25 protein-coding genes, 1 tRNA gene and 1 riboswitch are annotated in these 23,817 nt (G+C 64.3%); of the genes, 10 read left to right on the forward strand and 16 right to left on the reverse strand.

The features are described 5' to 3' along the window. Positions 1-4: 4 nt before the first annotated feature. The 16 genes from ACQ3C8_RS03355 to glyA all read right to left on the reverse strand — a co-directional run bounded on the left by ACQ3C8_RS03355 (position 5) and on the right by glyA (position 15,927). Positions 5-622, reverse strand: coding sequence for a riboflavin synthase (locus ACQ3C8_RS03355; RefSeq protein WP_428852462.1), 618 nt, complete (start codon positions 620-622; stop codon positions 5-7). Positions 623-630: 8 nt separating this feature from the next. Continuing rightward, positions 631-1,773: a bifunctional diaminohydroxyphosphoribosylaminopyrimidine deaminase/5-amino-6-(5-phosphoribosylamino)uracil reductase RibD gene (gene ribD / locus ACQ3C8_RS03360; RefSeq protein ID WP_428852463.1), complete on the reverse strand. Its 1,143-nt coding sequence runs from the start codon at positions 1,771-1,773 to the stop codon at positions 631-633. A gap of 41 nt (positions 1,774-1,814) precedes the next feature. After that, a complete protein-coding gene (locus ACQ3C8_RS03365) occupies positions 1,815-2,342 on the reverse strand; it encodes a GspH/FimT family pseudopilin (RefSeq protein ID WP_428852464.1) in 528 nt (175 codons plus the stop codon). Then, positions 2,333-2,800, reverse strand: a complete 468-nt coding sequence (locus ACQ3C8_RS03370; protein ID WP_428852465.1) for a type IV pilin protein — start codon at positions 2,798-2,800, stop codon at positions 2,333-2,335. The genes ACQ3C8_RS03365 and ACQ3C8_RS03370 overlap by 10 nt, the downstream gene beginning before the upstream one ends. Positions 2,801-2,849: 49 nt before the next feature. Continuing rightward, positions 2,850-4,769 (reverse strand): pilus assembly protein, encoded by a 1,920-nt coding sequence (locus ACQ3C8_RS03375; RefSeq protein ID WP_428852466.1) that lies wholly within the window; start codon positions 4,767-4,769, stop codon positions 2,850-2,852. A 119-nt stretch (positions 4,770-4,888) separates the two neighbouring features. Next, complete coding sequence (locus ACQ3C8_RS03380) at positions 4,889-5,458, reverse strand: pilus assembly PilX family protein (RefSeq protein WP_428852467.1); 570 nt, start codon at positions 5,456-5,458, stop codon at positions 4,889-4,891. Between the two features lie 23 nt (positions 5,459-5,481). Continuing rightward, the gene (locus ACQ3C8_RS03385; protein ID WP_428852468.1) at positions 5,482-6,366 is read right to left on the reverse strand and encodes a PilW family protein; all 885 of its coding nucleotides are present in this window, start codon (positions 6,364-6,366) and stop codon (positions 5,482-5,484) included. Positions 6,367-6,446: 80 nt separating this feature from the next. Then, on the reverse strand, positions 6,447-6,761 hold the full coding sequence (locus ACQ3C8_RS03390; protein ID WP_428852469.1) for a hypothetical protein: 315 nt from the start codon (positions 6,759-6,761) through the stop codon (positions 6,447-6,449). 211 nt (positions 6,762-6,972) lie between these two features. Beyond that, positions 6,973-7,509, reverse strand: a complete 537-nt coding sequence (locus tag ACQ3C8_RS03395) for a GspH/FimT family pseudopilin (protein WP_428852470.1) — start codon at positions 7,507-7,509, stop codon at positions 6,973-6,975. Between the two features lie 13 nt (positions 7,510-7,522). Beyond that, complete coding sequence (locus tag ACQ3C8_RS03400; protein ID WP_009521896.1) at positions 7,523-7,954, reverse strand: type IV pilin protein; 432 nt, start codon at positions 7,952-7,954, stop codon at positions 7,523-7,525. After that, positions 7,951-11,736, reverse strand: coding sequence for a pilus assembly protein (locus ACQ3C8_RS03405; RefSeq protein ID WP_428852471.1), 3,786 nt, complete (start codon positions 11,734-11,736; stop codon positions 7,951-7,953). The genes ACQ3C8_RS03400 and ACQ3C8_RS03405 overlap by 4 nt, the downstream gene beginning before the upstream one ends. 28 nt (positions 11,737-11,764) lie before the next feature. After that, on the reverse strand, positions 11,765-12,346 hold the full coding sequence (locus tag ACQ3C8_RS03410; protein ID WP_428852472.1) for a pilus assembly PilX family protein: 582 nt from the start codon (positions 12,344-12,346) through the stop codon (positions 11,765-11,767). Beyond that, positions 12,343-13,299: a PilW family protein gene (locus tag ACQ3C8_RS03415; protein WP_428852473.1), complete on the reverse strand. Its 957-nt coding sequence runs from the start codon at positions 13,297-13,299 to the stop codon at positions 12,343-12,345. Before ACQ3C8_RS03415 ends, ACQ3C8_RS03410 begins: the two co-directional genes overlap by 4 nt. Further along, complete coding sequence (gene pilV / locus ACQ3C8_RS03420; protein WP_009521900.1) at positions 13,296-13,889, reverse strand: type IV pilus modification protein PilV; 594 nt, start codon at positions 13,887-13,889, stop codon at positions 13,296-13,298. The genes ACQ3C8_RS03415 and pilV overlap by 4 nt, the downstream gene beginning before the upstream one ends. A gap of 147 nt (positions 13,890-14,036) precedes the next feature. Then, positions 14,037-14,504: a transcriptional regulator NrdR gene (gene nrdR / locus ACQ3C8_RS03425; RefSeq protein ID WP_428852474.1), complete on the reverse strand. Its 468-nt coding sequence runs from the start codon at positions 14,502-14,504 to the stop codon at positions 14,037-14,039. Positions 14,505-14,679: 175 nt separating this feature from the next. After that, entirely contained in the window at positions 14,680-15,927 is a 1,248-nt protein-coding gene (gene glyA / locus ACQ3C8_RS03430; RefSeq protein ID WP_009521902.1) for a serine hydroxymethyltransferase, read from the reverse strand. A gap of 116 nt (positions 15,928-16,043) precedes the next feature. Then, positions 16,044-16,146: riboswitch (ZMP/ZTP riboswitch) on the reverse strand. A gap of 134 nt (positions 16,147-16,280) precedes the next feature. On the opposite strand from glyA, the gene ybgC reads away from it, so the two are divergent. From ybgC to ACQ3C8_RS03480, 10 genes are all read left to right on the forward strand, one after another. Continuing rightward, positions 16,281-16,685 (forward strand): tol-pal system-associated acyl-CoA thioesterase, encoded by a 405-nt coding sequence (ybgC, locus tag ACQ3C8_RS03435; protein WP_428852475.1) that lies wholly within the window; start codon positions 16,281-16,283, stop codon positions 16,683-16,685. Further along, positions 16,682-17,371 (forward strand): protein TolQ, encoded by a 690-nt coding sequence (gene tolQ / locus ACQ3C8_RS03440; RefSeq protein WP_428852476.1) that lies wholly within the window; start codon positions 16,682-16,684, stop codon positions 17,369-17,371. The genes ybgC and tolQ overlap by 4 nt, the downstream gene beginning before the upstream one ends. 11 nt (positions 17,372-17,382) lie before the next feature. After that, positions 17,383-17,811, forward strand: coding sequence for a protein TolR (gene tolR / locus ACQ3C8_RS03445; protein WP_009521905.1), 429 nt, complete (start codon positions 17,383-17,385; stop codon positions 17,809-17,811). 158 nt (positions 17,812-17,969) lie between these two features. After that, entirely contained in the window at positions 17,970-18,977 is a 1,008-nt protein-coding gene (gene tolA, locus ACQ3C8_RS03450) for a cell envelope integrity protein TolA (RefSeq protein ID WP_050981028.1), read from the forward strand. Between the two features lie 45 nt (positions 18,978-19,022). After that, entirely contained in the window at positions 19,023-20,312 is a 1,290-nt protein-coding gene (gene tolB, locus ACQ3C8_RS03455; protein ID WP_428853022.1) for a Tol-Pal system beta propeller repeat protein TolB, read from the forward strand. Positions 20,313-20,340: 28 nt separating this feature from the next. Beyond that, positions 20,341-20,859, forward strand: a complete 519-nt coding sequence (gene pal, locus ACQ3C8_RS03460; RefSeq protein WP_009521908.1) for a peptidoglycan-associated lipoprotein Pal — start codon at positions 20,341-20,343, stop codon at positions 20,857-20,859. Between the two features lie 20 nt (positions 20,860-20,879). Then, positions 20,880-21,638, forward strand: a complete 759-nt coding sequence (ybgF, locus tag ACQ3C8_RS03465) for a tol-pal system protein YbgF (RefSeq protein WP_428852477.1) — start codon at positions 20,880-20,882, stop codon at positions 21,636-21,638. A 201-nt stretch (positions 21,639-21,839) separates the two neighbouring features. Next, positions 21,840-22,550, forward strand: coding sequence for a 7-cyano-7-deazaguanine synthase QueC (queC, locus tag ACQ3C8_RS03470; protein ID WP_428852478.1), 711 nt, complete (start codon positions 21,840-21,842; stop codon positions 22,548-22,550). Then, on the forward strand, positions 22,547-23,662 hold the full coding sequence (locus ACQ3C8_RS03475) for a YeeE/YedE family protein (protein ID WP_428852479.1): 1,116 nt from the start codon (positions 22,547-22,549) through the stop codon (positions 23,660-23,662). The genes queC and ACQ3C8_RS03475 overlap by 4 nt, the downstream gene beginning before the upstream one ends. 63 nt (positions 23,663-23,725) lie before the next feature. Beyond that, positions 23,726-23,801: transfer RNA gene (locus ACQ3C8_RS03480), tRNA-Lys, on the forward strand. Positions 23,802-23,817 lie beyond the last annotated feature (16 nt).

The following is a 23,817-nucleotide window of genomic DNA, read 5'->3' on the forward strand; positions in this document are numbered from 1 at the left end:
TACTTCAAGATGGCTGCGGGGCCAGCATGCGCTCGACGTAGCGCGCGATCAGGTCGATTTCCAGGTTGACGGCATCGCCGACCGCCAGGCTGCCCAGTGTGGTGACTGTCAGCGTGTGAGGAATCACGTTGATCGAGAATTCGCAGCCCTCGGCTACGTCGCGCACCGCATTGACGGTCAACGACACGCCATTGACCACGATCGAGCCCTTGTAAGCCAGGAACTTTGCCAGTTCGCGCGGCGCCAGCACGCGCAGTTCATGGGATTCGCCGACCGGCGCAAAGTGTCGCACCGTGCCGATGCCGTCCACGTGCCCCGTCACCAGGTGGCCGCCGAGACGGTCGCCAAGGCGCATCGCTTTTTCCAGATTGACTGCGCGCGGCTGATCGAGGCCGGCTGTCTTGCTGAGCGATTCGCGCGACACGTCGATATCGAAATGGTGCTCGCCAAAAGCGACCACGGTCATGCAGGCGCCTTGTACGGCAATACTGTCGCCGAGGATGACGTCGGACAGATCGAGGTCTCCGGCTTCGATGCGCAGGCGGACGCCGGCATCGCTGCCTGCGGCCAGCGGCTCGATACGGGAGATGCGGCCCACGGCCGCGACAATGCCAGTAAACATGGGTAAGACTACAGTTTGGTGGTGGAAGACAGAGAAGAGGCGGGGGCCAGCCGCGCGAGAATGCGGATGTCCTCGCCTGTCTGGTGGATATCATGCAGTGTCAGCTGCATGCGCTTATCGAGTGTTTCGAGCTGTGGCAAATCGAACATGGCCCGCCCTGGCCCGAGCAGCGTCGGCGCGAGGTAGATCAGCAGCTCATCGACGCAGCCTTCGCGCAGCAGCGAGCCGTTCAGCTTGAAACCGGATTCGACATGCAGTTCGTTGATGCCGCGTTGTCCGAGCGCCTTCAGCATGGCTTGCAGATCGACCTTGCCACGCGCGTTGGCGACCGGAATCACCTCCACGCCCTGCTGGCGCAGGATCTCAGCACGCGTCGCTGTCTCGCCGCTGTCGCTGGCGCAGAACACCAGCGGGGCAGGGCCATCGCCGGTCGCCAGCATGCGCGCCCGCGGCGAAACGTCCAGCCGGGAGTCGATCAGCACACGCTGCGGCTGGCGCGGTGTGTCGATGGCGCGCACCGTCAATTGCGGATCGTCTTCCCTGACCGTGCCGATGCCGGTCAGGATGGCGCAAGCACGGGCGCGCCAGCGATGGCCGTCGGCACGCGCCGCTTCACCGGTGATCCACTGGCTCACGCCATTCTCCAGTGCCGTGGTGCCATCCAGCGACGCTGCGATCTTGAGGCGTACCCAAGGCGTGCCGCGCGCCATGCGGGCGACGAAGCCGATGTTCAGTTCGCGTGCTTCTCTCTCCAGCAACCCGCAGCGGACCTCGATACCGGCTTCGCGCAGGCGTTGCAGGCCGCGACCAGAAACCTTCGGGTTCGGATCTTCCATCGCCGCGATCACGCGGACGATGCCGGCCTTGACCAGGGCATCGGCGCACGGGGGCGTGCGGCCGAAGTGGCTGCATGGCTCGAGCGTCACATACGCGGTAGCGCCAGCTACGCCATGGCCGCGCGCGGCGGCATCCTCAAGCGCCTGGATCTCGGCGTGATTGCCGCCGGCCGGCTGGGTGAATCCCGCGCCGAGCACATCGCCATCGCGGACGATGACGCAGCCCACGCGCGGATTCGGTGTCGTCAGGTACATGCCGCGTTCGGCCAGGGCCAAGGCCTGCAGCATGAAGGTGTGGTCGATTTCAGAAAACATAGGTCAGCCGCACAGCGGCCAATGAACTCAGGGCGATGAACTCAGGGCGTTGGGCCACATGCCGGATCGTCCGACGGTGCGCAGATGCGCACGCGACCCTGTGCGCTCAGCGTGACCAGCCGGATGGTGTTTCCGACGATGATTCGCATGGTGCCGGCGACGAAGCCGCCGGTCTTACGCCTAGAGTATCCCACAGGCGCAAAGCGGATGTCATCGTTGGTGGTGCTGCTGGTCCATTGCAGTAGCGCGCCCGACGGTGCCGGAGGCGTCTGCTGCACCGTCCTGTCGGCACGGCCGCAGCGCTCGTCGTCGTCATGGTCGACGCACAGTTGCCAGCCATCGCGCCAGCCTTGTCCATGCGGTGCGATCATCACCGGCCGGCGTTCGGCCAGGGCAATCGCGCGGGCCGTGGCCAGCGTGGCAGCGAAGCGATCCGCCAGCAGCAGTGCCCGTTGCCGCTCCAGTATGCCGGCCAGGTTCGGGATGCCGAGGGCCGCAATCAGGCCGAGCAGCGCAATGGCCACCAACAGTTCGATCAGCGTGACACCCTGCGGCGGCTTCACCAGCATCCGGCATTTCCTGCCGTGGCCGTACCGGCAGCGCTTTCTGCCTGACCCGGCAACTGCGCCAGCGCTTCCCCGGTCGTCCGCAGGATCAGCGTGCCGCATTGCGGATCGTCGCGTACCGGAACGGCGCGCAATTCGGCGCACTGGGCGAGCGTCAGGGCGGTGCATGGGCCGGCCTCGATACGGTAGATCGGCTGCTGTGCATGCTGGATCGAGACAGGCCAGTTGCCGGCGACCTGGCCTGGTGTTTCCGCGTCGCCGTAGGTGTTGGCGGCCAGATGGTGCCGCTCGAGGGTCAGCAGGGCTTCGAGCATGGCCGTGCGCGCCTCGGCGCGATGCATGCGGCGGATGTGTTCATGCCACGCTGGCAGCGCCATCTGCGCCAGCAATAGCAGAATGGCCAGGGCTATCAGCGTTTCTATCAGTGTGAAGCCACGAGTCGCGGCAGTGGAAGGAGGCATTGCGATTTTCCTGTCGATGGATTCCGGGCGTGATGCTCGCAAGGCCTCCTTACGGCGGCTCCATCGGCAGCTCACGCCAGGCCAACCGGCCCGTGCGGATTGACAAGGCGCCTGCGACAACACTGCTCCACCCGCCGGCTGCCGTGGCATCGGGCATCCACGATTGCAACTGCAGCGGCAGGCTGGCCGCGCCTTGCATACTCGTGCGCGCCGGGCCGTCCGGCATGAAGTTCAATAGGGGCGCAGCCAGCACCCGCGCATCGAATGCAGCGCCCGTCATGCCGCCGGCGCTGGGCGGACTGCCATTCGTACCATGCAGCAGGTACTGGCGAGACATGCCGTCGGCGGCTTCGGTGATGAGGCGTACTAGACCGTGTCCGATGGCTTCCAGCGTGGCCGGACGTTCGCCAGCATGCGGCAGGTCGAGCAGCCAGCCTCTGGCCTGGGCAGCGCCCGGCACCACGGTGCTGCCCGAGGCAGTGGCGGTTACGCTGGCCATCGCCAGCATGTCGCGCGTCAGCGCCCTGCTGCCATCGTCGAGCGCCGCGAACAGGGTGCCGCCATCGCCGTTTGTCTCGGCGGATGGCGCGCCGCTCGCCAGTACCAGCGTGCCACCGGTACCGTGCAGCAAGAGCGGCGGCGCTGTCAGGTCGAGCGGCTTGCCGCTGTGCGTCCGGCCCTGTAGCAAAGCGGTGGCACGCCGGTCCATGTCATCCCACGGCAGCGGACCGCGCAGATCGAAACGCCACAGCGTGCCAGTGCTGTCGCCGGCATAGGCGGCGACCGGCTGGCCGAGGACATCGGTGGCAATCGACGGCGCGCCGAGCGCACCGCGCGTGCCAGGCGGTGTGGGGAGTTGCCAGTAGTCCCGGCCGGCCTGCCATGGTTGCCCATGACGATGATCGAGCGCCAGCAGAAGCAGCGAAGGCTGCCGGGGCGCGGCATCGGGGTCCGCCGCACGGCTGCCCGCCGGCGCTGCCGTGCCGTTGCCCGATACCACGAACCAGCGACGGCCATCTGTGTTTGCCGGTCCGGCCTGCGGGCGTACCGGCAGGCCGACGATGGCCGCAGGGCCCGGCGTGTGTCCGAGTGCGGGCAGGGCGTTCGCATCGACCTCCCACAACAGACCGTGGTCGCGCGCGACATCGGGATCGGTGACGTCGAGGACAAACAGCCCGGCCGTATCCGCGCCGGTACTGCAGGCCAGCACGGTGCGCCATTGTCCTGCCAGTTCAGCGTCGGCTGCGGCTGGGCGCGGGCAGACCGGTGGCCGCCGGATGGCGTCGGTATGTGGAAAGGTGGCTAGCCACGGCAACACGGCGGCCGGTGCGTAGGCAAAGCGCTCCTGCCCGCTGGCGAGCTCGAAGGCATGCAGCAGACCATCGTTGGCGCCGACGAACACCAGCGGCGTGCGTAACTGATGCGTACGCGCGAATGCCAGCTGGCTGCCGCTGGCGAACAGCATCTGGGGCGCGCCCACGACGCGTGGCGTTGCCCCGCGCAGGGCGCCGAGCAATCCGCTGCGTTCGCGCCAGCCCGTGGATCCTTCGAGACGGCGGTCGCCACGCAGATAAGCGAGGCGGACATCCTGCATGCCGTCGGCCGTGCCATCCGGAGCGGTCGCAAAATACTGCAGTTGCTGGGGCGACAGCGCGTCGCTGCGCAAGGGAATGTGTGCCAGTCCGGTTGACCCTGCCGCCGTTGTTTCGCGTGCGGTCCATAACTGACGGGAGCTCGGCAGCCGTGGCGGTTGCGATACCGTGCCGCTGAGCAGCGCATCCGCTTCCCAGGCATCGGCAGGCGCGGGATGGCCAGTCTCGGCGGACACCGGGGCGAATGTGATCGCACGCAGTCGGCCATGCCACGGATCATCGCCGGCAGCCGGCACCACATGCTGGGGATACTGGCCCGCGCCGGAGAGACCGGAAACTGTGCCGAGCGTACCGAGCGAGAGAAGCAATGCCAGCATCAGCGATGCGCGGCACATTCTTGATGATCGTGAAGAGCGGGGTGCCTGCGACGATCGTACTGGCCTATGTGCGCACGACGCGGATGCCGGCCACATGATGAGGTCGGGGCGGGCGGATGTCACGGCGTGAACGGTGCGGGACGCACGAGGGTTTGCAGCATACGCGGCATGTCGCCATCCATGCTGAAGCCGGCGGCTGTCACGCGATAGATAACCGCCGGTGCAGGGCCATACGTCCCGGACAGCGCGAGTGGCGTACCGGGATGGCGGTCCGGCAGCAGTTCGACCACATAGCGCGGGGCGTGGGCATCATTGCCGGCTGCCCGCGTATTGGCCGCCGTTCCTGACGCATGAAAGCGCGCGAATGACCAGCCCGGACGACCGTGCGTATCGGCAGTGCAGTAGCCAGCCTGGTTGCCGGTGCCGCAACTGCCGGCAGCGACAGCCATGTCGTGCAGGGGCTGCGCTAGTGACGTGCGAAGTTCGTGCTCCGCCTGTTCGAGGGCGTATTCGGCCGCGCGCAACGCGTGTTCGCGCTGGGCATATGCACTGGCGATCAGGCGATGGTCGGCGAGCATGCGCACTCCCGCGAAGGCCAGGGCACCGAGCAGCAACAGGATGATCGCCACGGTCGCCAGAGCCATGCCGCGATAACCTGTGCGTGCGGCGACAGGTCGGGGCGCGCGCATGGCGGCACACCCCATGGCATGCCTTAGCATGTGGCGGCTCCGCAGGGCGGCGGATTGCGCAACTGCACCGCCGCCGTGAATACTTTGCGTAGCCGCTGCGGTGCATCCTGCGGCGTGTACCGGATGTCCGGATTGCGGAACAGTGTCAGCGCCGGGGACGGTCCCGATGCACTGCGCCGCTCGGCGCGCACGACCAGGGCAACCTGCGCGCTGATGACGCGTTGCCAGGTTGCAGTGCTCGCGCCAATATCGGTAGCGCTCAGGATACGGTCCGGTGTGCCGTCGCCGTTGTCGTCGACGCCAAAACGGAAGCGTAGATGCTCGACGCCACGGATCAGCGAGCGCGAAGTCCAGTGGTCGTCCATCATGCGACCGGCCTGACGCGACGGATACCGACATAACAGCTGCGGTTCGCCATCGTCGGCGCGCCCGATATAGAAGAGACTCAAGCCAGCCGGTGCGCCACTGGCTGGCGTGCGCGTCTCGGGTACGCCCTGGCCGGCGCAGTCGACCACGGTTTCGTCGGCGAGGCCGGCATCGATGGGCGCGCTGCTGCCGGCGAAACGGACCTGGAGGAGATCGCTGCTTGAGGAAGCGCTTGCAGCGCCCGGGGTCGAAGCGGTGCTTGTGCACGTCGGCAACGGTCCTGGTGTTGCCTGCCCGCAGTTCGCCAGCGCGGCGAGCGCCGGTTCACCGGGTGGCCACCCTTGCGGCGACCAGCCGCTCTGCCTGAGCTGCGTCGTGATGACTTCCAGTGCCTGCTGGCCTTTTTCACCGATCAGGGTGTCTTCTGCGACGGCAGCATAGGCGGCGCGTGCCGTGAGCAGGAGCCGCGAAGCCATGACGGTGGCTGCCAGCGCGAGTACCAGGCCGATCAGGATGGCGGGCAGGGAGACCCCGCGCATCATGCGTCTCGCTGCGCAAGAGGGGATGTGCGCGGCGTGTGCGCACGCGATCACAGGCATGAGGCGCACCGAACCGATGGCGCTCATGGTGCAAGCGGTAGTTCGAGGTGGCGCGACATGGCATCCTGCGTTTCGCGCCATTCGATAATCAGGCTGCGTGCCGTGCGCTGGCCGCTACTGTCCGGGAGTGCGGTTGCAATGTCCTGTTGCCAGTGCGCGAGCCACGCTCCAGTCGGATCGAGCCGCAGTTGTTCCGCGCCGTCTTGCAGCAGGCGTACGGCCTGCGTCATTCTCGCGGTGGCACGGCTATCGCGCAGGCCATGCAGGACCACGGTCGTGAGCGCCGCGAGTCCGGCCGTGAGGATCAATAGCGCCAGCAAGCCATCGAGCAGGATCATTCCGCGCTGTCGCGGGGCGGCATGCCGGGCCGGCCGACAGGGCCTCGCATGGCAACGCGAGGCGCGACCGTATGGCGAACGAAAACATCGACAGGGCATGGCGCACTCCTCGTGTATCGATTGATACCGAGTCTATGGCACGCTCTCCGGAATGACTGTGAATGTTCGTTACGCTAAGGGCAGCGAGAAGTCTCCAGGCGTGGCGAATGTTTTACTCATCGTTGACGCCGGTACAGCTCGCGTCGCTGGCCTGCTCGCAGGTCCGGGCCCGCCCCAGTGCATTGATGCGCACGCGTCGCAGATGATCGCCATCCGCGAAGGTCATCACGGCCTGCATGGGGCCGGCGGCGGCAGTGCGCGTGTAGCCGACTGGCGAGTACAACACGTAAGGGGCGCCGGGATCGGAGGAGAGGAACGTGGCCGTCATCGCATCTGGCAGCGCGCCGCTTTGTGTCAGGCGGATCTCGCCCGCATCGAACGCGCGGTTGCAGTTGGCGTCGACGAAGGCCATCCAGCCCTGGCGCCAGTTTGCGTCGCCGTCGGTGGCGATGACCGCGCCGCAGGTATTGCGCGAAATAGCGGCGCTGCGTGCCAGCGAGAGTGCAGAGGCAAAGCTGTCCGCCTGTGTCCACAGCCGGTGGCGGCGCAGCAGGTCGCTCAGGTTGGGTACTGCGACCGCCAGAATGATGACCAGCACGACGATCGTGATCATGATTTCGATCAGAGTGAAACCGCGGACGCGCATCATGGACATTCCTTGCTTAGCGCCAGCATTCGTCCCGTACCACCGGACTTGCGTCGCCAGTGGTCTGGCTCAGTCGCTCGCCGGTGCTGCGCAGCGTGAGGGTGCCGCAGCGCGCATCGGCGCGGCGCGGTACGGCGCTGATCTGCACGCATTCGTTGAGCGCCAGTGCGCCACACTGGGCGGGTGCAGTCAGCGTGTGGGCGGAGCTGTTGTCGTTCTCTCCCGAAAACAGTGGATAGCTGGCTGCGGCGTATGAGTTGGTACGCGAGTACTGGCGCTCGGCCAGCTGCATGGCGCGCATCAGCCCCGATATAGCTTCCGTCCGGCGCGTGCGCGTGACATAGTCGGTGTAGCTCGGATAGGCGATCGCCGCGAGAATGCCAATGACGATCATCGCCACGGCAAGTTCGATCAGCGTAAAACCGCATGTTCGGAGGGAGCGTCTCATGGCGTGTTGGTGATGAAGTTCATATTGCGGATCTCGCGCCAACTGAAGCGGCCAGCAGGCGGTTTCTCGCCTGGCGTCCCTGGCGCAGCATTGCCGCCTTCGCCGACGAAGGCCTGCTTACCGCCGCCGGTCGCGCCGAAGGCCCAGATTTCCACGGTGCGCGTGACGTCGATCAGGCCGACCGAATCACGTACGCCTTTGTCAACGCGCAGTTCAATGATGACCGGCGCGCCGAGCATGCCGGTCGGCGACAGATAGCCAGTGTTCGACAGCACCGGCACGCCGGTCAGCGCATTCACTGCATAGTTGCGGCTACCGCTACCGGTACCGCACAGGTCGGTGCCGGTGAGCAGCGAGTTGAAGTAGATCGTGCCATTCGACAGCAGTGCATCGGTCACCTGCCGCTCGCTGCTGTCCGGGAAGTCGAAGTACCAACCCATCTTCTGCGTGCTTCCCGTGCCTAGTGCAAACGGTGTGCGCGAGAAGCGATAGCTGCTGCCGTCGGCGGTGAGAGTGATGGCATTGAGCCGGTTGCGGCCGGTCACGCGCACGCGCGGCGTGATATTGGCATCGTAGATGCCATAGAAGGAGTTGACCTGTGCAGCCGGACGGCTGTCGCCCGCTTCATAGTACTTGCCGGTACCGAACAGCACCATGTAGCCGCCGCGTGCGAACACGACTTGCGGTTGCATGGTGATCGGCTGGCGCCGGCCTGTGCCGTCGGTCGCCGTGAACAGCGGCTGCAAGGTGGTGTCGTCCTTGTAGGTGGGCAGCACGTTTGCTGCGGCGGGCCCGTCGGACAGCATGAACTTCCACAGGTTGCCCTGCAGGTCACCGGCATAGGCCGTCAGTACCTGCCCATCATTGTTCAGCGCCACGGCGGGCGAGCCCAGGCCATTGGCGAGCGCCGCGTCGGATGCCGGCATCACGAACTTGTAGTAGTTCGTGTTCAGTGTCCAGCGCTGGGCGGCGGGCTTGTCGAGCGCTAGCAGGAACAGCACCGCAGGTGCATTGGCGTTGAACCGGCCAGTGCCGTCATTCAGGTTGCTGTTCAGGCCATTGCCAGTCATCACGAACCAGCGGTACTGCGGAACGCCATTGACCACTCCGGTCTTGAGCTTGACGATCTGCGGCACGCCCATGACGTTACCCATGTCGGGGTCGTCCTCGTCCGTGAACTCCCACAGTACGTTGCCGGTGCCAAACGTGGATGGGTTCGTGACATTGAGGGCGAACACGCCTTGTGCGCCACCGCCCATGCCGGAGGCGAGCACCGTGGTCCAGGCCGAGCCGATGACGGCCTCGCCGACCACCGGCGTGGCATCTACGAAGGCGCGGTGCGCATAGCTCGGACTTGTCAGGTCGGGCAGGTTCTGCATGACGGCGTTTGGCACGTAGGCGAACAGCTCGGCGCCGGTATCGCCATGGAAGGCGTGCAGCATGCCATCGTTGGCACCCACGTAGACGGCCTTGGTGCGGTTCAGGTTATCTGCGTAGAAGGTGTTGAACGTGCTTTCGAAGGAAATCCGCTTCGGTGCGCCGACATAGACGGGACCGGAGTTCACGATATCACCCAGCAATGTGTCGCGGTTGCGGAAGGCGCCGTTGTTCTTCTGTTCACGCGCGGTATCGCCGCGCAGATAGGCGAGGCGGTTCTGTCCCTGTCCGTCGGTAGCCTGTGTCGGGCTGTCCGGATTGCGGTTGAGCCAGCCCTGCTGGGTGGCCGACAGGCTCGTCCAGTCGAAGGTAATGCCATTGCCGCCGCCCGTGCCACGCCGATACGAAAAGATCCGGCGGCTCGCCGGTGTACGCTGGCTGAGAAGGTTGCCGGCTTCCCATGTGGGCGTATCGTTCAGGGTCAGGTTGTCGTTGGCGTCCTTGCTGATGCGGTACGCGGCGAGCCGGCCGGACCAGCGCAGTGCGTCGAAACCGGGCGAATACTGGAATGCGCCGCCGATACCGACCTTGGTGGACGTGACAGCGACGCCCGAGATCGTGCCGCCGAAGCTGACAATGCGATTGAAGATGTTGCGGATCGCCGCGATCATCTTGGCCGGCTGTCCGGCGAGGAACCAGTTGGAAGGCACGCGCGAGCCGGGGGCATCCTCCCACTCACTGTTGTTGGTGACGACCGTGCGGCCATCCGCTGCGTAGGTGCGGAACGGATTGCCATCGTTGTTGCGATCGCTGAAGCCGCCGTACTTGGCTGCCAGGTACAGCTGGCTGCGGCGTTTCGCGGTGGTCACCGTGCCATCGCCGCCTTCGTCGACGTCGATGGAGAATGTGGTCACGCGCAGGTTCGGCATGTTCGGCCGAAATGCCGAGGTGGCCGCCCAGTAGGCGGTTCCGGCCATATAGTAGGTGCCATGGTCGCCCGAACCGGTATCCAGCGTCTGCAGGTTGGCGAGCGCGGTATCGCGGTTGGGGTTGCCGCCGGCAGTCTGGCTTTCGAGGTCACCAACTTTCCTGGTCCACTCCATGACATCGAAGTTGTCAAAACTCTCGACCGCGCGTGCCGAGTCGGTATAGGTGCGGGTATTGCCCGGGACGAAGCGGTCCCAGTGGGTGTTGATGTCGGCGATTGCCAGTACGTAGTTGCGCTGGCAGCTTGCCAGGACAGGGTCCGTCCATGTCGTATAGGCCGGAAAACCATCCTTGAATGCCGTCGTGATGCCTGACACTGCCGACGGCGTGGGCTGGCGGCCCTGCAGGTAACGGATCGATTCGTAATACAGCTCGCTGACCGGATCGAGTTCCTTGTATTGGCCGGAGCGGCCGAACTGGTTCAGGTAGTTCACCACGCCGGAGACGCCTTCCGCGGCGTTCTCGGGATTGGTGCGGAACACGCCGGTGGCCGGGTCCCATTCCTGCCGTGCGGTATTGGCGATCAGGTCAAAGTTGGCGTCGACACTGGTGGCCCCAACGTATTTCAACGGCGCCCGCAGCACACCGCCGTTGCGCGAGCTGGCGCTGTCGTTCAGATAGCCAAAGGCACCGAAGCGCACGCGCGCGGCGTTGCGCTGCATTTCCCCGACGGGCTTGAAATTGCCGTTGTAGTTCTGGCAGAGATCGGTGCGCGTGGCACTCTCGTTGGCGTCGCAGACCTTGACCCGTACCAGGTAGGGACGGCGATTGTTGTTCGAGCCGGGGTTCAGGTTCTGATAGTTGCCCGGGTTCGAGCAACTGGCATTGTTGCTGGTGTTGTTGCCGAAGAACAGCTTGTTGCCGCATGAGGTGACATACACCGTACTACTGGTGAACGGCGTCACGCCGCGTATCAGGGTCGAGCCGGAGAGCTGGCGGCGCGGGAAATATGAGCCGCTATTGAAGAAGTCATCGGGCAGCACTGCGCGCTGCAGCACGGTACGCGTCGTTTCATCCACGACCCGGTCACCGCCGGTCAGGGCCAGGCGCAGCATGTCGATAGCCGAGGACGTTGCCCAGTTCATGAAGTTGCCGCTGAAGGCGCTGCTGCAAGTGCGCGCGGCGGTGGCGTTGCCGCTGATCTCGAAGTAGTTCTCGGTGCTGTTGTAGGTGTAGCACTTGCCCGGGTTGAAGTAGCCGACATACTCGGTGTCGCCGTCGTAGTCGCCCCGGTACGCCGCGCCGACCGTGGGAAACTCGACCGACAGGCTCAACAGCAGGTTGGGATGAATATTCTGGTTGCGCCCATACAGCGGTACGCGGGCAATGTCGACGGTAGGCGCGGCCGCGACCACGGTAGCGGCCACGGCCGCGAGCAGCGCCATGCCGTGCATGAGCCATGCACGATAGCGGATCATTGCGACACTCCTCGTCCCATGCGGTTCATCATGGCGTGATCTTGTAATAGAAGGTCTGCAGCATGACGCGTACCGCAGGGTTGGGGCCGAAGCCGACCGCCGTGATCCGGTAGAACGGCACCTTGCCCTGTGCATTGGCGCTGGCGCCTTCGATGGTCAACTGCATAGGCTCGATGATGTAGCGTGGCGGACGCGATGGCAGCAGGCCTGCGCCCGAGGCAAAGCGGTTGCCGGTGAATGTCCCGTAGGCGACGGTCGGTGCGTTGGCCGAGACATCATCGAAATTCACGCGTTGCCAGATCGGTGCGGCCTCGCCGTCGGCGGTCTCGCACAGGCCGCGCGCATTGCCGCCGGTTCCGCAACGGCCCTTGATGAATCCCGTCTGCTCATTGGCATCGAAGACCGTCATGCGGCTCCCACCTTCGATATCGAACTCCGCATCGCGCAAGGCTGCTTCGGCGGCCTGGAAGGCAATGTCGCGGTCGCGCTGGTTGTCCGCCACCTTGCGCGAATCGATGGCCATGCGCGCCCCCGCCAGCGCCAGCAGCGTGACGATGACAAGCATGATCAGCGAGGTCGCGAGCGCAAAGCCGCGGGAAGATGTATTCATGGGCAGGGCATCGGTGAGCAGACGGGCGCATTGCGCAGCTGGATCGAGGCGGAGAACTGCCGGCGCTGCGATTGCAGGTTCGTGGTCGGGGTATAGGTGCCGCTGCCGGGATCCTGGGCGTTGCTGTAGCTCGGGCCGAACAGGCTGAACGCCGTGTCGCTGGCGGGTTCTGTGCTGGCATTGTCACCGCGGATTACCATGCTGACCTTGACTGCAACCACACGTTTCCAGTTTGCCTCGGTCATGGCGCCGATGGCATTGGCCGGCACGAACTGATCTGGCACGCGGTCGTTGTTGCCGTCGATGCCATACAGGAAATGCAGGCTTTCCACCCCCTTGACCAGGCTGATGCGACGCCATGCACCGGTTTCCCTGCCTTGCGCATCGCGCACGCGGAACTGACAGAACAGTTCTGGCACGTTGTTGCTGCCGGTGGCGACAAAGAACTGTGCGACGCCCCTGCCGTCATCGACATTCTCGGGCGCCGGCTCACCCACGCCCATGCCGGAGCAGTCCACCATGGTGTTGTCGGGCAACGTGGGATCGTCGCTGCGTCCGGAGCCGACAAAACGGACCTGGAGCATATCGCTGCCGGCCACACCGACCTGTTCGCAGGCCGGCTGTAGCGAAGCCGTCGGGGCGGCGCAGTTATCGAGCCCAAAGATATTGGGTGCGGCATTCATGTCGCCGGTGATGCCAACCCGCGCGCCGCCATTGCGTGGCGCCCAGTTTTCCCACGCTGACTGCCGGATCAGTCGCACCACGACATCGAGCGCAAACTGTCCCTTGTCCTCGATTTGCGTGGTATCACCGATCGACGCGTAGCTTTGCCGGCTGGTGAGGAAGAAGGTCAGGGCCGCGATCAGCAGCAGCATGGCGAGCGTGATCGAGACCATCAGTTCGATCAGCGTAAAACCGGAGGCAGGCGCGCGGTGCCGGGCGGAGGCAGTCATGGCAGGGCGACGATGACGAGTTGCGGGCGCGTGGCCAAGTCGGTGACATCGGCACGCGTCTGGCCGAGCAGCGGCCGCTCCACCCACCCGAGCTTGATGACGATGGGTGCCGTGCCGGCTCCTGCAGCGGGATTGCAGCCCCATGGGCTGTAGCCCGCCGCTTGCCAGCTGACATCGTCACGGCAGACCACCGCACGCGCACCCGGCAGCGAGAGGCGTGCACGGCGCACCCATTCATCCACATCGAAGCGTGCCAGCAGCGGTGCGCAGACCGTTGTCACATCGGAGCAGGGCGTCGTATAGAAATTCTGTACCGGCGTGGGATTGGCGCCCATCGACGCAGTATCGAACAGGTAGGGGTTGTTGGCCGGATTGGGCGTCTGGCTCGCCGGCAGGTTGGCGCGCATCTTGTCCGCCAGTTCGGTGGCGAGATGCATGGCAACCGTGTCGTAGGAAGATTGCTGCGAGAAGCGATATGAAGTGAGCAGCAGCCCGGCAATGCCCAGTACGCCGATGGTCAGCACCAGCACGGAAACCAGCGCCTCTAGCATGGCAAAGCCATGCGCATGCGACACGCGACACCGGTGCATTGCTCCCCTCCACCCGTCCGCACATTGCGCTGGTCGTGCCCGGATGTGTTGTTGTGAACCGGAGTGCCAGGAATGTGATCTGAAGTCAACTATACAATTTGTTACATTCGCGTAGTTGTATCAGAATTTCGCCTGTCCGCAAAAAAATTACGCCTTTGGAGGGGTGTTTCCCTGGAATTCATCGAGCATGTCGCGGAATTCCGACACATCCTCGAAACTACGGTACACCGAGGCAAAGCGGATATAGGCGATCTTGTCGAGTTTTTTCAGTTCCCGCATGACCAGTTCACCGAGGTGACTGGTCACGATTTCCTTTTCGCCGCTGGCCAGCAGCTTTTCTTCAATGCGCAGGATGGCCTCATCGACAGCCTCGGCCGAAACCGGCCGCTTGCGCAGGGCGAGCCGCATCGAATCCTTCAGCTTGGCGCGCGTGTAGTCCACACGGCTGCCGTTTTTCTTGACGATGGCCGGAAATGCCAGTTCGGTGCGTTCGTAGGTGGTGAAGCGCTTGTCGCAGGATTCGCAGCGGCGGCGGCGGCGCACGGCATCAGCATCGTCCGACACGCGCGTGTCGAGAACCTGGGTACTTGTATGGCCGCAAAAAGGACATTTCATGCTGGGTCGCCGCGGGGATCAACAGGCCGTAAGCCTGGATGGGTCGTTGGATTCTTGGGTGGCAAACGCTGCATATATTGTCAGCGCACGCCTGCGGCAAGGCAAGATCAAAAAAAACGGCAGGCGAGGTGCGCCTGCCGTTTCTGCATGAGCCGGCATGCCGGCCCACACCGCGTCAGCCGTAGACCGGAAAACGCTTGGTCAGCGCGCTGACCTGCTCGCGCACGCGGGCGATGTTGGCGGCATCGTGCGGGTTGTCGAGCACGTCCGCCATCAGGTTGCCCACGATCTTCGCTTCGGCTTCCGTAAAGCCACGGGTCGTCATGGCGGGCGAGCCGACGCGGATGCCCGAGGTCACAAACGGCTTTTCCGGATCGTTCGGGATAGCGTTCTTGTTGACCGTGATATGGGCCTCGCCGAGGATGCGCTCGGCTTCCTTGCCGGTGATCGACTTCGCGCGCAGGTCCACCAGCATCACGTGGCTTTCCGTGCGGCCGGAGACGATGCGCAGGCCGCGCTCGATCAGCGTCTCGGCCAGCACCTTGGCGTTCTTCACGACCTGTTCCTGATAGGCCTTGAATTCCGGCGACAGCGCTTCCTTGAAGGCCACCGCCTTGCCGGCGATGACGTGCATCAGCGGACCGCCTTGCAGACCCGGGAAGATGGCCGAGTTGATCTGCTTCTCGAACTCGGACTTCATCAGGATCACGCCGCCGCGCGGGCCGCGCAGGCTCTTGTGCGTGGTGGTGGTGACGAAGTCGGCGAACGGCACCGGGTTCGGATACACGCCCGCGGCGATCAGGCCAGCGTAGTGTGCCATGTCCACCATGAAGTACGCGCCAATGTCCTTGGCAACCTTGCCGATGCGCTCGAAATCGATGCGCAGGGCATAGGCCGAGGCACCGGCGATGATCAGCTTGGGCTTGGTTTCACGGGCCTTGCGCTCGAGCGCTTCGTAGTCGATGGCCTCATTGGCGTCGAGGCCGTAGCTCACCACGTTGAACCACTTGCCGCTCATGTTCAGGGCCATGCCGTGCGTGAGGTGGCCGCCTTCGGCCAGGCTCATGCCCATGATCGTGTCGCCCGGCTGCAGCATGGCAAAGAACACGCCCTGGTTGGCCTGCGAGCCCGAATTCGGCTGCACGTTGGCAGCTTCCGCGCCGAACAGCTGCTTGACGCGGTCGATCGCCAGCTGCTCGGCAATATCGACATACTCGCAGCCGCCGTAGTAACGCTTGCCAGGGTAGCCCTCGGCATACTTGTTGGTCAGCTGCGAGCCCTGGGCTTCCATCACGGCTGGCGACGTATAGTTTTCGGAGGCGATCAGCTCGATATGATCTTCCTGACGCTGGTTTTCCTTCTGGATGGCACTCCAGAGCTCCGGGTCGATCTGCTCGATCGTTGAGCGGCTACGGTCAAACATGTGAATACACCTGTATTTTTGGAGAAAGATACGGGGATCAGGGACAGGCCGGGGAAGACTGAGGTCCCATCACCGGCTTTCGTCCGGCTGATCAATCGGGACACACCCTGCTTCCCATTCGCTGCCCAGGCGATCGGCAGGCGCACTGTGCATTGCGCCAGATATACCCCGCGTTTCCTCGTGGTGAACCCACTGAACTCGCCAGTCACGCAGGGTGGAATGGTTGCCGCGAGTGTACGACAGGACTTCGCCCCCTGCAAGTCGCGCGGCCGGCGGCCGGTGCGTAACCGCCTGTAACATAAAATTCGCGGGGTGGTCCATGAATGGCAAGGAGCATCCCTTACAATAGCCGGATGTCCGTATTTCAATGGCCTGTCCGGGTGTATTGGGAAGACACCGACGCTGGTGGCGTCGTGTTCTATGCCAACTACCTCAAGTTTTTTGAACGCGCGCGCACCGAGTGGCTGCGCGCGCTTGGCGTCGACCAGCAGGCCCTCGCCGACGAGGCGGGCGCTGTCTTCGTGGTCCGCAGCACCGCCCTCGACTACGCCGCGCCGGCCCGGCTGGACGATGTGCTCGATGTCCGTTCGCGCATGGAACGCGTGGGCGGCGCCTCGGTCCATTTCCTCCAGGAAGCCTGGCGTGGCGAACAGCTGCTCGTTTCCGGTACCATCCGCGTGGGTTGCGTCGACCGGGCGACTTTCCGGCCGATGCCGATTCCCGCTCCCGTCCTGACTCTCATCAAAGCTGCCGCATGAACCCAATTCCGCACGTCGCGCACGACATGTCGATCCTGTCGCTGGTCCTCAATGCCAGTCTGCTGGTGCAGGCCGTGATGGCCCTGTTGCTGATGCTGTCGCTGTTCTCGTGGACCTATATTTTCCGCAAGTCGTTTGCGCTGCGCAGCGCACAGACCCAGACCGAGAAGTTCGAGCGCGATTTCTGGGCCGGTGGCGACCTCGCGGCGCTGTACCAGAGCGCCGCCAACAACCGCCACCAGACCGGTGCGCTCGAGCGCATCTTCGAGTCGGGCATGCGCGAGTACCTGAAGGCCCGCGACAAGAGTGTGCATGATCGCGGCGCGCTGCTCGATGCGGCACGCCGCGCCATGCGTGCCTCGTACCAGCGCGAGATGGACAGCCTCGAATCGCACCTGCCGTTCCTCGCCTCCGTGGGGTCGGTCAGCCCGTACATCGGCCTGTTCGGCACGGTGTGGGGCATCATGAATGCCTTCCGCGGGCTCTCGAATGTGCAGCAGGCTACGCTGGCTGCCGTTGCGCCCGGTATCGCCGAGGCGCTGGTGGCCACGGCCATCGGCCTCTTTGCGGCGATTCCGGCCGTGGTGGCCTATAACCGATATGCCACGGAGATCGACCGCCTGGCCAATCGCTTCGAGAGCTTCATGGAAGAGTTCTCGAACATCCTGCAACGCCAGACGCACTGAGGGAGGACGCCATGGCCGCAATCCAGCGCCGCGGTGGCCGCAGCCGCCGCGCCTCGGCAGAAATCAACGTCGTGCCTTATATCGATGTGATGCTGGTGCTGCTCGTTATTTTCATGGTCGCGGCGCCTATGGTGAATCCCGGCGTGGTGGACCTGCCGACCGTGGCCGAGGCCGCGCCGCAGCAGACCACGCCGCCGATCATGGTGTCGATCCGCGCCGACAAGTCGATGCGCGTGAGCACCGGTAGCAATGGCGCCGAGCGCACGGTGACGCGTGGCGAACTGCTCGACTTCGTACGCCAGCGCGTGGCCGAGAATCCGGATCAGCCGGTGGTGATCGCCGCCGAGAAAACCGTCCAGTACGACGCTGTGATGAATGTCATGTCCACCCTGAAGGCCGACGGCATCAAGCGGGTGGGCCTGCTGGTGAAATCGCAGTAAATATCGCCGCCCGGCAGGGCGTTTAACCATGCCGGCGTGTTGGATACGTTAAACACTCAATCTGGAGGCGGTTTCAAAATGAAGTGAAGCGATTCTGGTGACGCAGCAACGCCAGAATCATTTTGAAATCGCCTCCCAAGCGCTCTCACCTGTACAGCATGTCAAGCACCTACCATCCGTATGCACCAGTCCAGGAACGCGGTTCGATGCGCGCGTTCCTGCTCGCGCTGGTCATGCATTTGCTGCTGGGAGTGGTGCTGTATTTCGGTGTGCAGTGGCAGATCCGCAGTCCGGCCGGCGCGGAAGCCGAGATCTGGGTGGAAATCCCCGATGTGACGCCGACGCCGACGCCGCCTCCGCCGCGGCCGGTGGAGCAGCCCCAGCCGCAACCACCGAAGGTCGAGCCCAAGGTGGAGGACAAGGCCGACATCGCCCTGCGCGAGCAGAAGCGCAAGCAGGAAGAGGCCGAGCGGCAGGCTGAACAGCGCCGCCGTGAAGATGCACGGCGGGCCGAACAGGAAAAACAGGACAAGCTCGAGGCCGCTCGCAAGCAGCGGGAACGTGAGGCGGAGCAACGCGAAGCGGAACTTCGCAAGCAGAAAGCGGCCGAACAGCAAGCGAAACAGCGCGAGGAGCGCCTGAAAGCCGAGAAGGCCGAGAAAGCTGAGAAGGCGGCAAAGGAAAAAGCGGAACGCCTCGCCAAGGAGAAGGCGGAGAAGGCTGAAAAAGACAAGCTCGCCAAGGAAAAAGCCGCGCGCGACGCCAAGGCCAAGGAAGCCGCGGCCCAGGCACGGCAGTCGGAACTGGCGCGTTTGCGTGCCCTGGCGGGCGGTGGTACCAGCGTCGGCGGTTCGGGCGGTGGCCAGGGTGAAGGCACCGGTTCCGATACCAAAGCTTCCCCAGGCTATGCGGACCGCGTACGGGCACGGGTCAAGCCGAATATCGTGTTCGATCCGGATGCGGTGAGTGGCAACCCGGCTGCGGTCGTGGCAGTGCGGCTGGCGCCGGACGGGTCGATCCTGTCCAAGCGGCTGGCGCGCTCGAGCGGCGATAGCGCGTGGGATAATGCGGTACTGCGCGCCGTGGATCGTTCGGACCCGTTGCCGCGCGACACCAATGGCAAGGCGCCCGGCAACTTTAATATTACGTTCCGCCCGAAGGACTAGGCGGGTCGTACAGATCGAAGACTGAAGATGAGGAGCAGCATGCAGATGCGAGTGGCACCATTCCTGCGTCAGTGCCTGGTGGCCTGGACAATGATGATGCTGGCGGTCGGCGTGGCCCGTGCCCAGCTCAACGTGGAAATTTCCGGCGTGGGCTCGAGCCAGTTTCCGATTGCGGTGGCGAATTTCGAGAATGAGGCGGGGTCGCCGCAGAACCTGACGGCGGTGATTCGCAGCGATCTCACGCGCAGCGGCCGTTTCCGCAATGTCGATGTCGCTGGCGCGACGGTCGCTGAGTCGGCCAAGGTCGACCTGGGTGGCTGGAAAGGGCGCGGTGCCGATGCCTTCGTGGCCGGTAGCGTCACAAAGCAGGCCAACGGCAATTTCGATGTCCGTTTCCGTCTGTACGACACCGTCAAGGGCGAAAGCCTCGGCGGCTTGGCCTTCAACGTGCCGGCCAGCCAGCTGCGCGTGACCGCGCACAAGATTGCCGACTACATCTACCAGAAGCTGCTTGGCGAGCGCGGCGTATTTGCCACGCGCCTGTCGTACGTGTCGCGCGTCGGCGGCCGTTACCAGCTGTTGATCTCCGATTCTGATGGCGCCAACTCGGTGGCCGCACTGAGCAGCCCGGAACCGATCATCTCCCCGACCTGGTCGCCTGACGGGACCAAGGTTGCCTACGTGTCGTTCGAAAGCAAGAAGCCGGTGGTGTATGTCCACGACCTGGCTTCGGGCAAGCGTACGCTCGTATCGAACCAGAAGGGCAACAACAGCGCGCCGTCGTGGTCGCCGGACGGACGCAAACTGGCCGTCTCGCTGTCGCGTGACGGCAATACCCAGATCTACCTGATCAACATCGATGGCACCGGCCTGCGCCGTCTTACCCAGGGCAGCGCGATCGATACCGAGCCGCAGTTCTCGCCGGACGGCAAGACCATCTACTTCACCAGCGACCGTGGCGGCGCACCGCAGATCTACCGCATGCCGGTGGAGGGCGAGCAGGCGGCCCGCGCCCAGCGCGTGACCTTCAAGGGCAACTACAACGTCAGTCCGCGCATTTCGCCGGACGGCAAGCTGCTGGCCTACATCTCGCGCGGCGGTGGCTTCAAGCTGCACGTGCAGGATCTCACGAACGGCGATGTGACGGCCTTGACCGATACCAGCAACGACGAAGCGCCGAGCTTCGCCGCCAACGGCAAGTACATTCTTTATGCCACGCGCGCGGGTGGCCGCGCCGTATTGGCGGCCGTCTCGGTGGACGGCCGCAACCGCCAGATTCTTTCGCTCCAGTCCGGTGATGTCCGTGAGCCGGCATGGGGTCCGTTCATGCAATAAGTTGATGCAATAAAAAGGGAGTCTTACCATGTCTGCACTGATGAACAAGCTGTTGATCGCCGCCGCACTGGTTACGCTGGGCGCCTGTAGCTCGGGTGTGAAACTTGACGATGCCGCCACGGGCGCGAACGGCGCTGGCGGCGCCGGCCAGGGCACCGATCCGCGCGCGGTCCAGCAGGTGAACGTCGGCGGTGATCCGCTGAACGATCCCAACAGCCCGCTGGCTCGCCGCAGCATCTACTTTGACCTTGACAGCTACTCGGTCAAGCCGGAATTCCAGAGCGTGGTCAATGAGCATGCCAAGTACCTGAACGCCAACAAGGGCCGCCGCGTACTGGTGCAGGGTAATACCGACGAGCGCGGCACCAGCGAGTACAACCTGGCCCTGGGTCAGAAGCGTGCCGAGGCCGTGCGCCGCGCGCTGACGCTGCAAGGCGTTTCGGAAGGCCAGATCGAGGCTGTAAGCCTGGGTAAGGAAAAACCCAAGGCGCTGGGGCATGACGAAGCGTCGTGGGCGGAAAACCGTCGCGCTGACATCGTCTATTAATTTCCAGGACGAGCGTGCCGATGAAAATGCGCCTTTCTCAAGGATGGCTCGTGGCGGCCCTGGCATGTAGTGCAATGAGTATTGCGCTACCAGCCCGGGCTGGCATGTTCGACGACGAAGAGGCGCGTCGCGCCATCATCGACCTGCGGGACAAGTCGACGGCCTTCCAGGCCACGGCGGCCCAGCGCATCGACCAGAATTCACGGGCGGTGCAGGATCTGCAGAACCAGGTGGAGCAGCTCCGCTCCGAGGTCGCCCGCCTGCGGGGCGACAACGAAGTGCTGCAGAATGACGTGCAGACGCTGCAGAAACAGGTCAAGGACTACTACAAGGACCTGAACGACCGTGTGGCACGCTTCGAGCCGCAGAAGGTCTCGGTGGAAGGGCAGGAAGGCATGGCCCAGCCAGCCGAGAAGGATACCTATGATGCGGCCCTCAAGCAGTTCCGCGACGGTGACTTCAAGGGAGCAGGTAGCGCATTCTCGGGATTCATCCAGAAGTATCCGCAGAGTCCGTACACGCCGCTTGCGCAGTTCTGGCTTGGCAACGCGCTCTATGCGCAGCGCGACTACAAAGGGTCGACCACCGTGTTGCAGAACATGGTGCAGGCCTATCCGACCCATGCCAAGGTGCCGGATGCCATGATCGCGATCGCCAACAACCAGGCCGAAAGCGGGCAGAAGGCCGCCGCACGGCGCACGCTGGAGCAGGTCGTGTCCAGGTACGCGGGCACGCCCTCGGCCAAGGCTGCGACGGAGCGCCTCAAGACCCTGAAGTAGATGATCCTGGCGTACGCCTTGGCGTGACCAGCGGCCTGCCCTGTGCAGGCCGTTTTCATTGGTTCGCGGCCCCCATGCCCGCGGGCCCCGTGTGGCTGCTATCGCGTCATCGCGCGGCAGTGGCCCGCTCGCGGTAGAATGTGCGCCGGGCCGATCCGTCCGACCCGAACGATTTCTTGCCGGCGCCCCCGGCCTTATTCAATGACATCACGCGCTATCGTCCTGCTATCGGGCGGGCTCGATTCCGCCACTGTTCTTGCCATGGCTCGCGCGCAGGGTTTTGAAACCTATGCGCTGTCAATGCGCTATGGCCAGCGGCATTCTTCCGAACTCGATGCGGCGCGCCGTGTGGCGCGAGCCCTTGGTGCGCAGCGTCACGAGATCATCGACCTGGATCTGCGGCCGTTTGGCGGATCCGCGCTGACGGACGATACGCTTGACGTGCCCGTTGACGGCAACAGTACCGGCATCCCGATCACCTATGTGCCGGCGCGCAATACCATCATGCTGTCCGTTGCGCTTGGCTGGGCGGAAGCCGTAGGCGCGTACGACCTGTTCTTCGGTGCCAACGCCGTCGATTATTCGGGCTATCCCGATTGTCGTCCCGAGTTTGTGTCCGCCTACGAAACCCTCGCCAATATTGCCACCAAGGCTGGTGTGGAAGGCCAGCGTATCCGGGTGCAGGCGCCGATCATCGCCATGTCCAAGGCAGAGATCATCCGTACGGGCATCGGGCTCGGCGTGGACTACGGCATGACAGTATCGTGCTACCTGGCGGACGCCGAAGGCCGCGCCTGCGGCGTCTGCGACTCATGCCGGCTGCGTCGTGCCGGTTTTGAGGCGGCCGGCGTGGCCGATCCTACCCGTTATCAGACTGATCAGACTGACCCTGCAGCAGGAGCCAAGCAATGACTGACATCAACGTGTCCGCACTCACGCAGACCGTTCTCTGGAGCACCTTCGGGCTGGCCTTCGTGTTTGGCGCCATCCTGCAGCGCACCCACTTCTGCACCATGGGCGCCCTCTCCGACATCATCAACATGGGCGACTGGAACCGCATGCGCATGTGGGCGCTGGCGATCGGTACCGCCATGGTCGGGACGGGCGTGATGGCTTCGCTGGGCCTGATCGATACCGGCCGGACGATCTACACTGCCAACCGCGTACTGTGGCTCTCGTCGCTGGTTGGAGGCTTCATGTTCGGCTTTGGCATGGTGCTGGCCTCGGGCTGCGGCAGCAAGACCCTGGTGCGGGTCGGCGCGGGCAACCTCAAGTCGCTCGTGGTGCTCCTGTTCCTCGGCTTCTCGGCTTACATGACGCTGCGCGGTATATTTGGCGTGGTGCGTGTCTCCACAGTCGATACAGTGGCTGTGGATCTCGCCACCACGCAGGATTTGCCAGCCGTTCTGGCCAACACGACAGGCATGGCCAAGGCCAGTCTGCAGCTGTGGCTGTCCGTGCTGGTGGGCGGCGTGATCATCGCCTGGGCATTGCTGCGCCGGGAGTTCTGGACATTCGACAACCTGCTCGGCGGCCTCGGTGTCGGCGCGGTGATTGCCGGCATGTGGTACGTGTCCGGCCATCTCGGTTTCATCGCCGAGCATCCCGAGACGCTGGAGGAGGTATACCTCGCCACCAACAGCGGCCGCATGGAAAGTTTCAGCTTTGTCTCGCCGGTTGCCTATGCCATGGACTGGCTCATGCTGTTCAGCGATACCAGCAAGGTCCTGACCGTCGGCATCGTCAGCGTGTTCGGCATGATTGCCGGTTCGGCTGCCTGGGCACTGGTGTCGCGTACTTTCCGCTGGGAAGGCTTTGCGAATGCCGAGGATACCGCCAACCATATCGTCGGCGGCATCCTGATGGGTATCGGTGGCGTGACGGCACTCGGCTGTACCGTCGGGCAGGGCCTGTCGGGCGTCTCCACGCTCGCCATCGGCTCCTTCATCGCCCTGGCCGGCATCATCGTTGGCGCTGTGCTGGCCTTCCGCTACCAGCTGTGGCGCATGGAACGCATGGTGTGACGATTTGGCCGCCGCGGGTTGACATGGGCACTGCCGTTTCACTATAATCGCAGCTTCGTTTTTGGGTCGTTAGCTCAGTTGGTAGAGCAGCGGACTTTTAATCCGTTGGTCGCGTGTTCGAGTCACGCACGGCCTACCAGATACGAAAAGGCTTC

The organism is Imbroritus primus (genome assembly GCF_964332355.1).
GTDB classification, from domain to species: domain Bacteria; phylum Pseudomonadota; class Gammaproteobacteria; order Burkholderiales; family Burkholderiaceae; genus Imbroritus; species Imbroritus primus.

Coding starts and splice junctions, on each gene's coding strand:
- queC (WP_428852478.1), top strand. CDS start 21,840: ATGACATCACGCGCTATCGTCCTGCTATCGGGCGGGCTCGATTCCGCC.
- tolA (WP_050981028.1), top strand. CDS start 17,970: ATGTCAAGCACCTACCATCCGTATGCACCAGTCCAGGAACGCGGTTCG.
- ACQ3C8_RS03400 (WP_009521896.1), bottom strand. CDS start 7,954: ATGAGACGCTCCCTCCGAACATGCGGTTTTACGCTGATCGAACTTGCC.
- ACQ3C8_RS03380 (WP_428852467.1), bottom strand. CDS start 5,458: ATGCGCGCGCCCCGACCTGTCGCCGCACGCACAGGTTATCGCGGCATG.
- ACQ3C8_RS03355 (WP_428852462.1), bottom strand. CDS start 622: ATGTTTACTGGCATTGTCGCGGCCGTGGGCCGCATCTCCCGTATCGAG.
- ribD (WP_428852463.1), bottom strand. CDS start 1,773: ATGTTTTCTGAAATCGACCACACCTTCATGCTGCAGGCCTTGGCCCTG.
- ACQ3C8_RS03385 (WP_428852468.1), bottom strand. CDS start 6,366: ATGATGCGCGGGGTCTCCCTGCCCGCCATCCTGATCGGCCTGGTACTC.
- ACQ3C8_RS03365 (WP_428852464.1), bottom strand. CDS start 2,342: ATGCTGGTGAAGCCGCCGCAGGGTGTCACGCTGATCGAACTGTTGGTG.
- ybgF (WP_428852477.1), top strand. CDS start 20,880: ATGAAAATGCGCCTTTCTCAAGGATGGCTCGTGGCGGCCCTGGCATGT.
- tolQ (WP_428852476.1), top strand. CDS start 16,682: ATGAACCCAATTCCGCACGTCGCGCACGACATGTCGATCCTGTCGCTG.
- tolR (WP_009521905.1), top strand. CDS start 17,383: ATGGCCGCAATCCAGCGCCGCGGTGGCCGCAGCCGCCGCGCCTCGGCA.
- ACQ3C8_RS03375 (WP_428852466.1), bottom strand. CDS start 4,769: ATGCTGGCATTGCTTCTCTCGCTCGGTACGCTCGGCACAGTTTCCGGT.
- ACQ3C8_RS03475 (WP_428852479.1), top strand. CDS start 22,547: ATGACTGACATCAACGTGTCCGCACTCACGCAGACCGTTCTCTGGAGC.
- pal (WP_009521908.1), top strand. CDS start 20,341: ATGTCTGCACTGATGAACAAGCTGTTGATCGCCGCCGCACTGGTTACG.
- glyA (WP_009521902.1), bottom strand. CDS start 15,927: ATGTTTGACCGTAGCCGCTCAACGATCGAGCAGATCGACCCGGAGCTC.
- ACQ3C8_RS03410 (WP_428852472.1), bottom strand. CDS start 12,346: ATGAATACATCTTCCCGCGGCTTTGCGCTCGCGACCTCGCTGATCATG.
- ACQ3C8_RS03390 (WP_428852469.1), bottom strand. CDS start 6,761: ATGATCCTGCTCGATGGCTTGCTGGCGCTATTGATCCTCACGGCCGGA.
- tolB (WP_428853022.1), top strand. CDS start 19,023: ATGCGAGTGGCACCATTCCTGCGTCAGTGCCTGGTGGCCTGGACAATG.
- pilV (WP_009521900.1), bottom strand. CDS start 13,889: ATGCACCGGTGTCGCGTGTCGCATGCGCATGGCTTTGCCATGCTAGAG.
- ACQ3C8_RS03415 (WP_428852473.1), bottom strand. CDS start 13,299: ATGACTGCCTCCGCCCGGCACCGCGCGCCTGCCTCCGGTTTTACGCTG.
- ACQ3C8_RS03405 (WP_428852471.1), bottom strand. CDS start 11,736: ATGATCCGCTATCGTGCATGGCTCATGCACGGCATGGCGCTGCTCGCG.
- ACQ3C8_RS03370 (WP_428852465.1), bottom strand. CDS start 2,800: ATGCCTCCTTCCACTGCCGCGACTCGTGGCTTCACACTGATAGAAACG.
- ACQ3C8_RS03395 (WP_428852470.1), bottom strand. CDS start 7,509: ATGATGCGCGTCCGCGGTTTCACTCTGATCGAAATCATGATCACGATC.
- nrdR (WP_428852474.1), bottom strand. CDS start 14,504: ATGAAATGTCCTTTTTGCGGCCATACAAGTACCCAGGTTCTCGACACG.
- ybgC (WP_428852475.1), top strand. CDS start 16,281: ATGTCCGTATTTCAATGGCCTGTCCGGGTGTATTGGGAAGACACCGAC.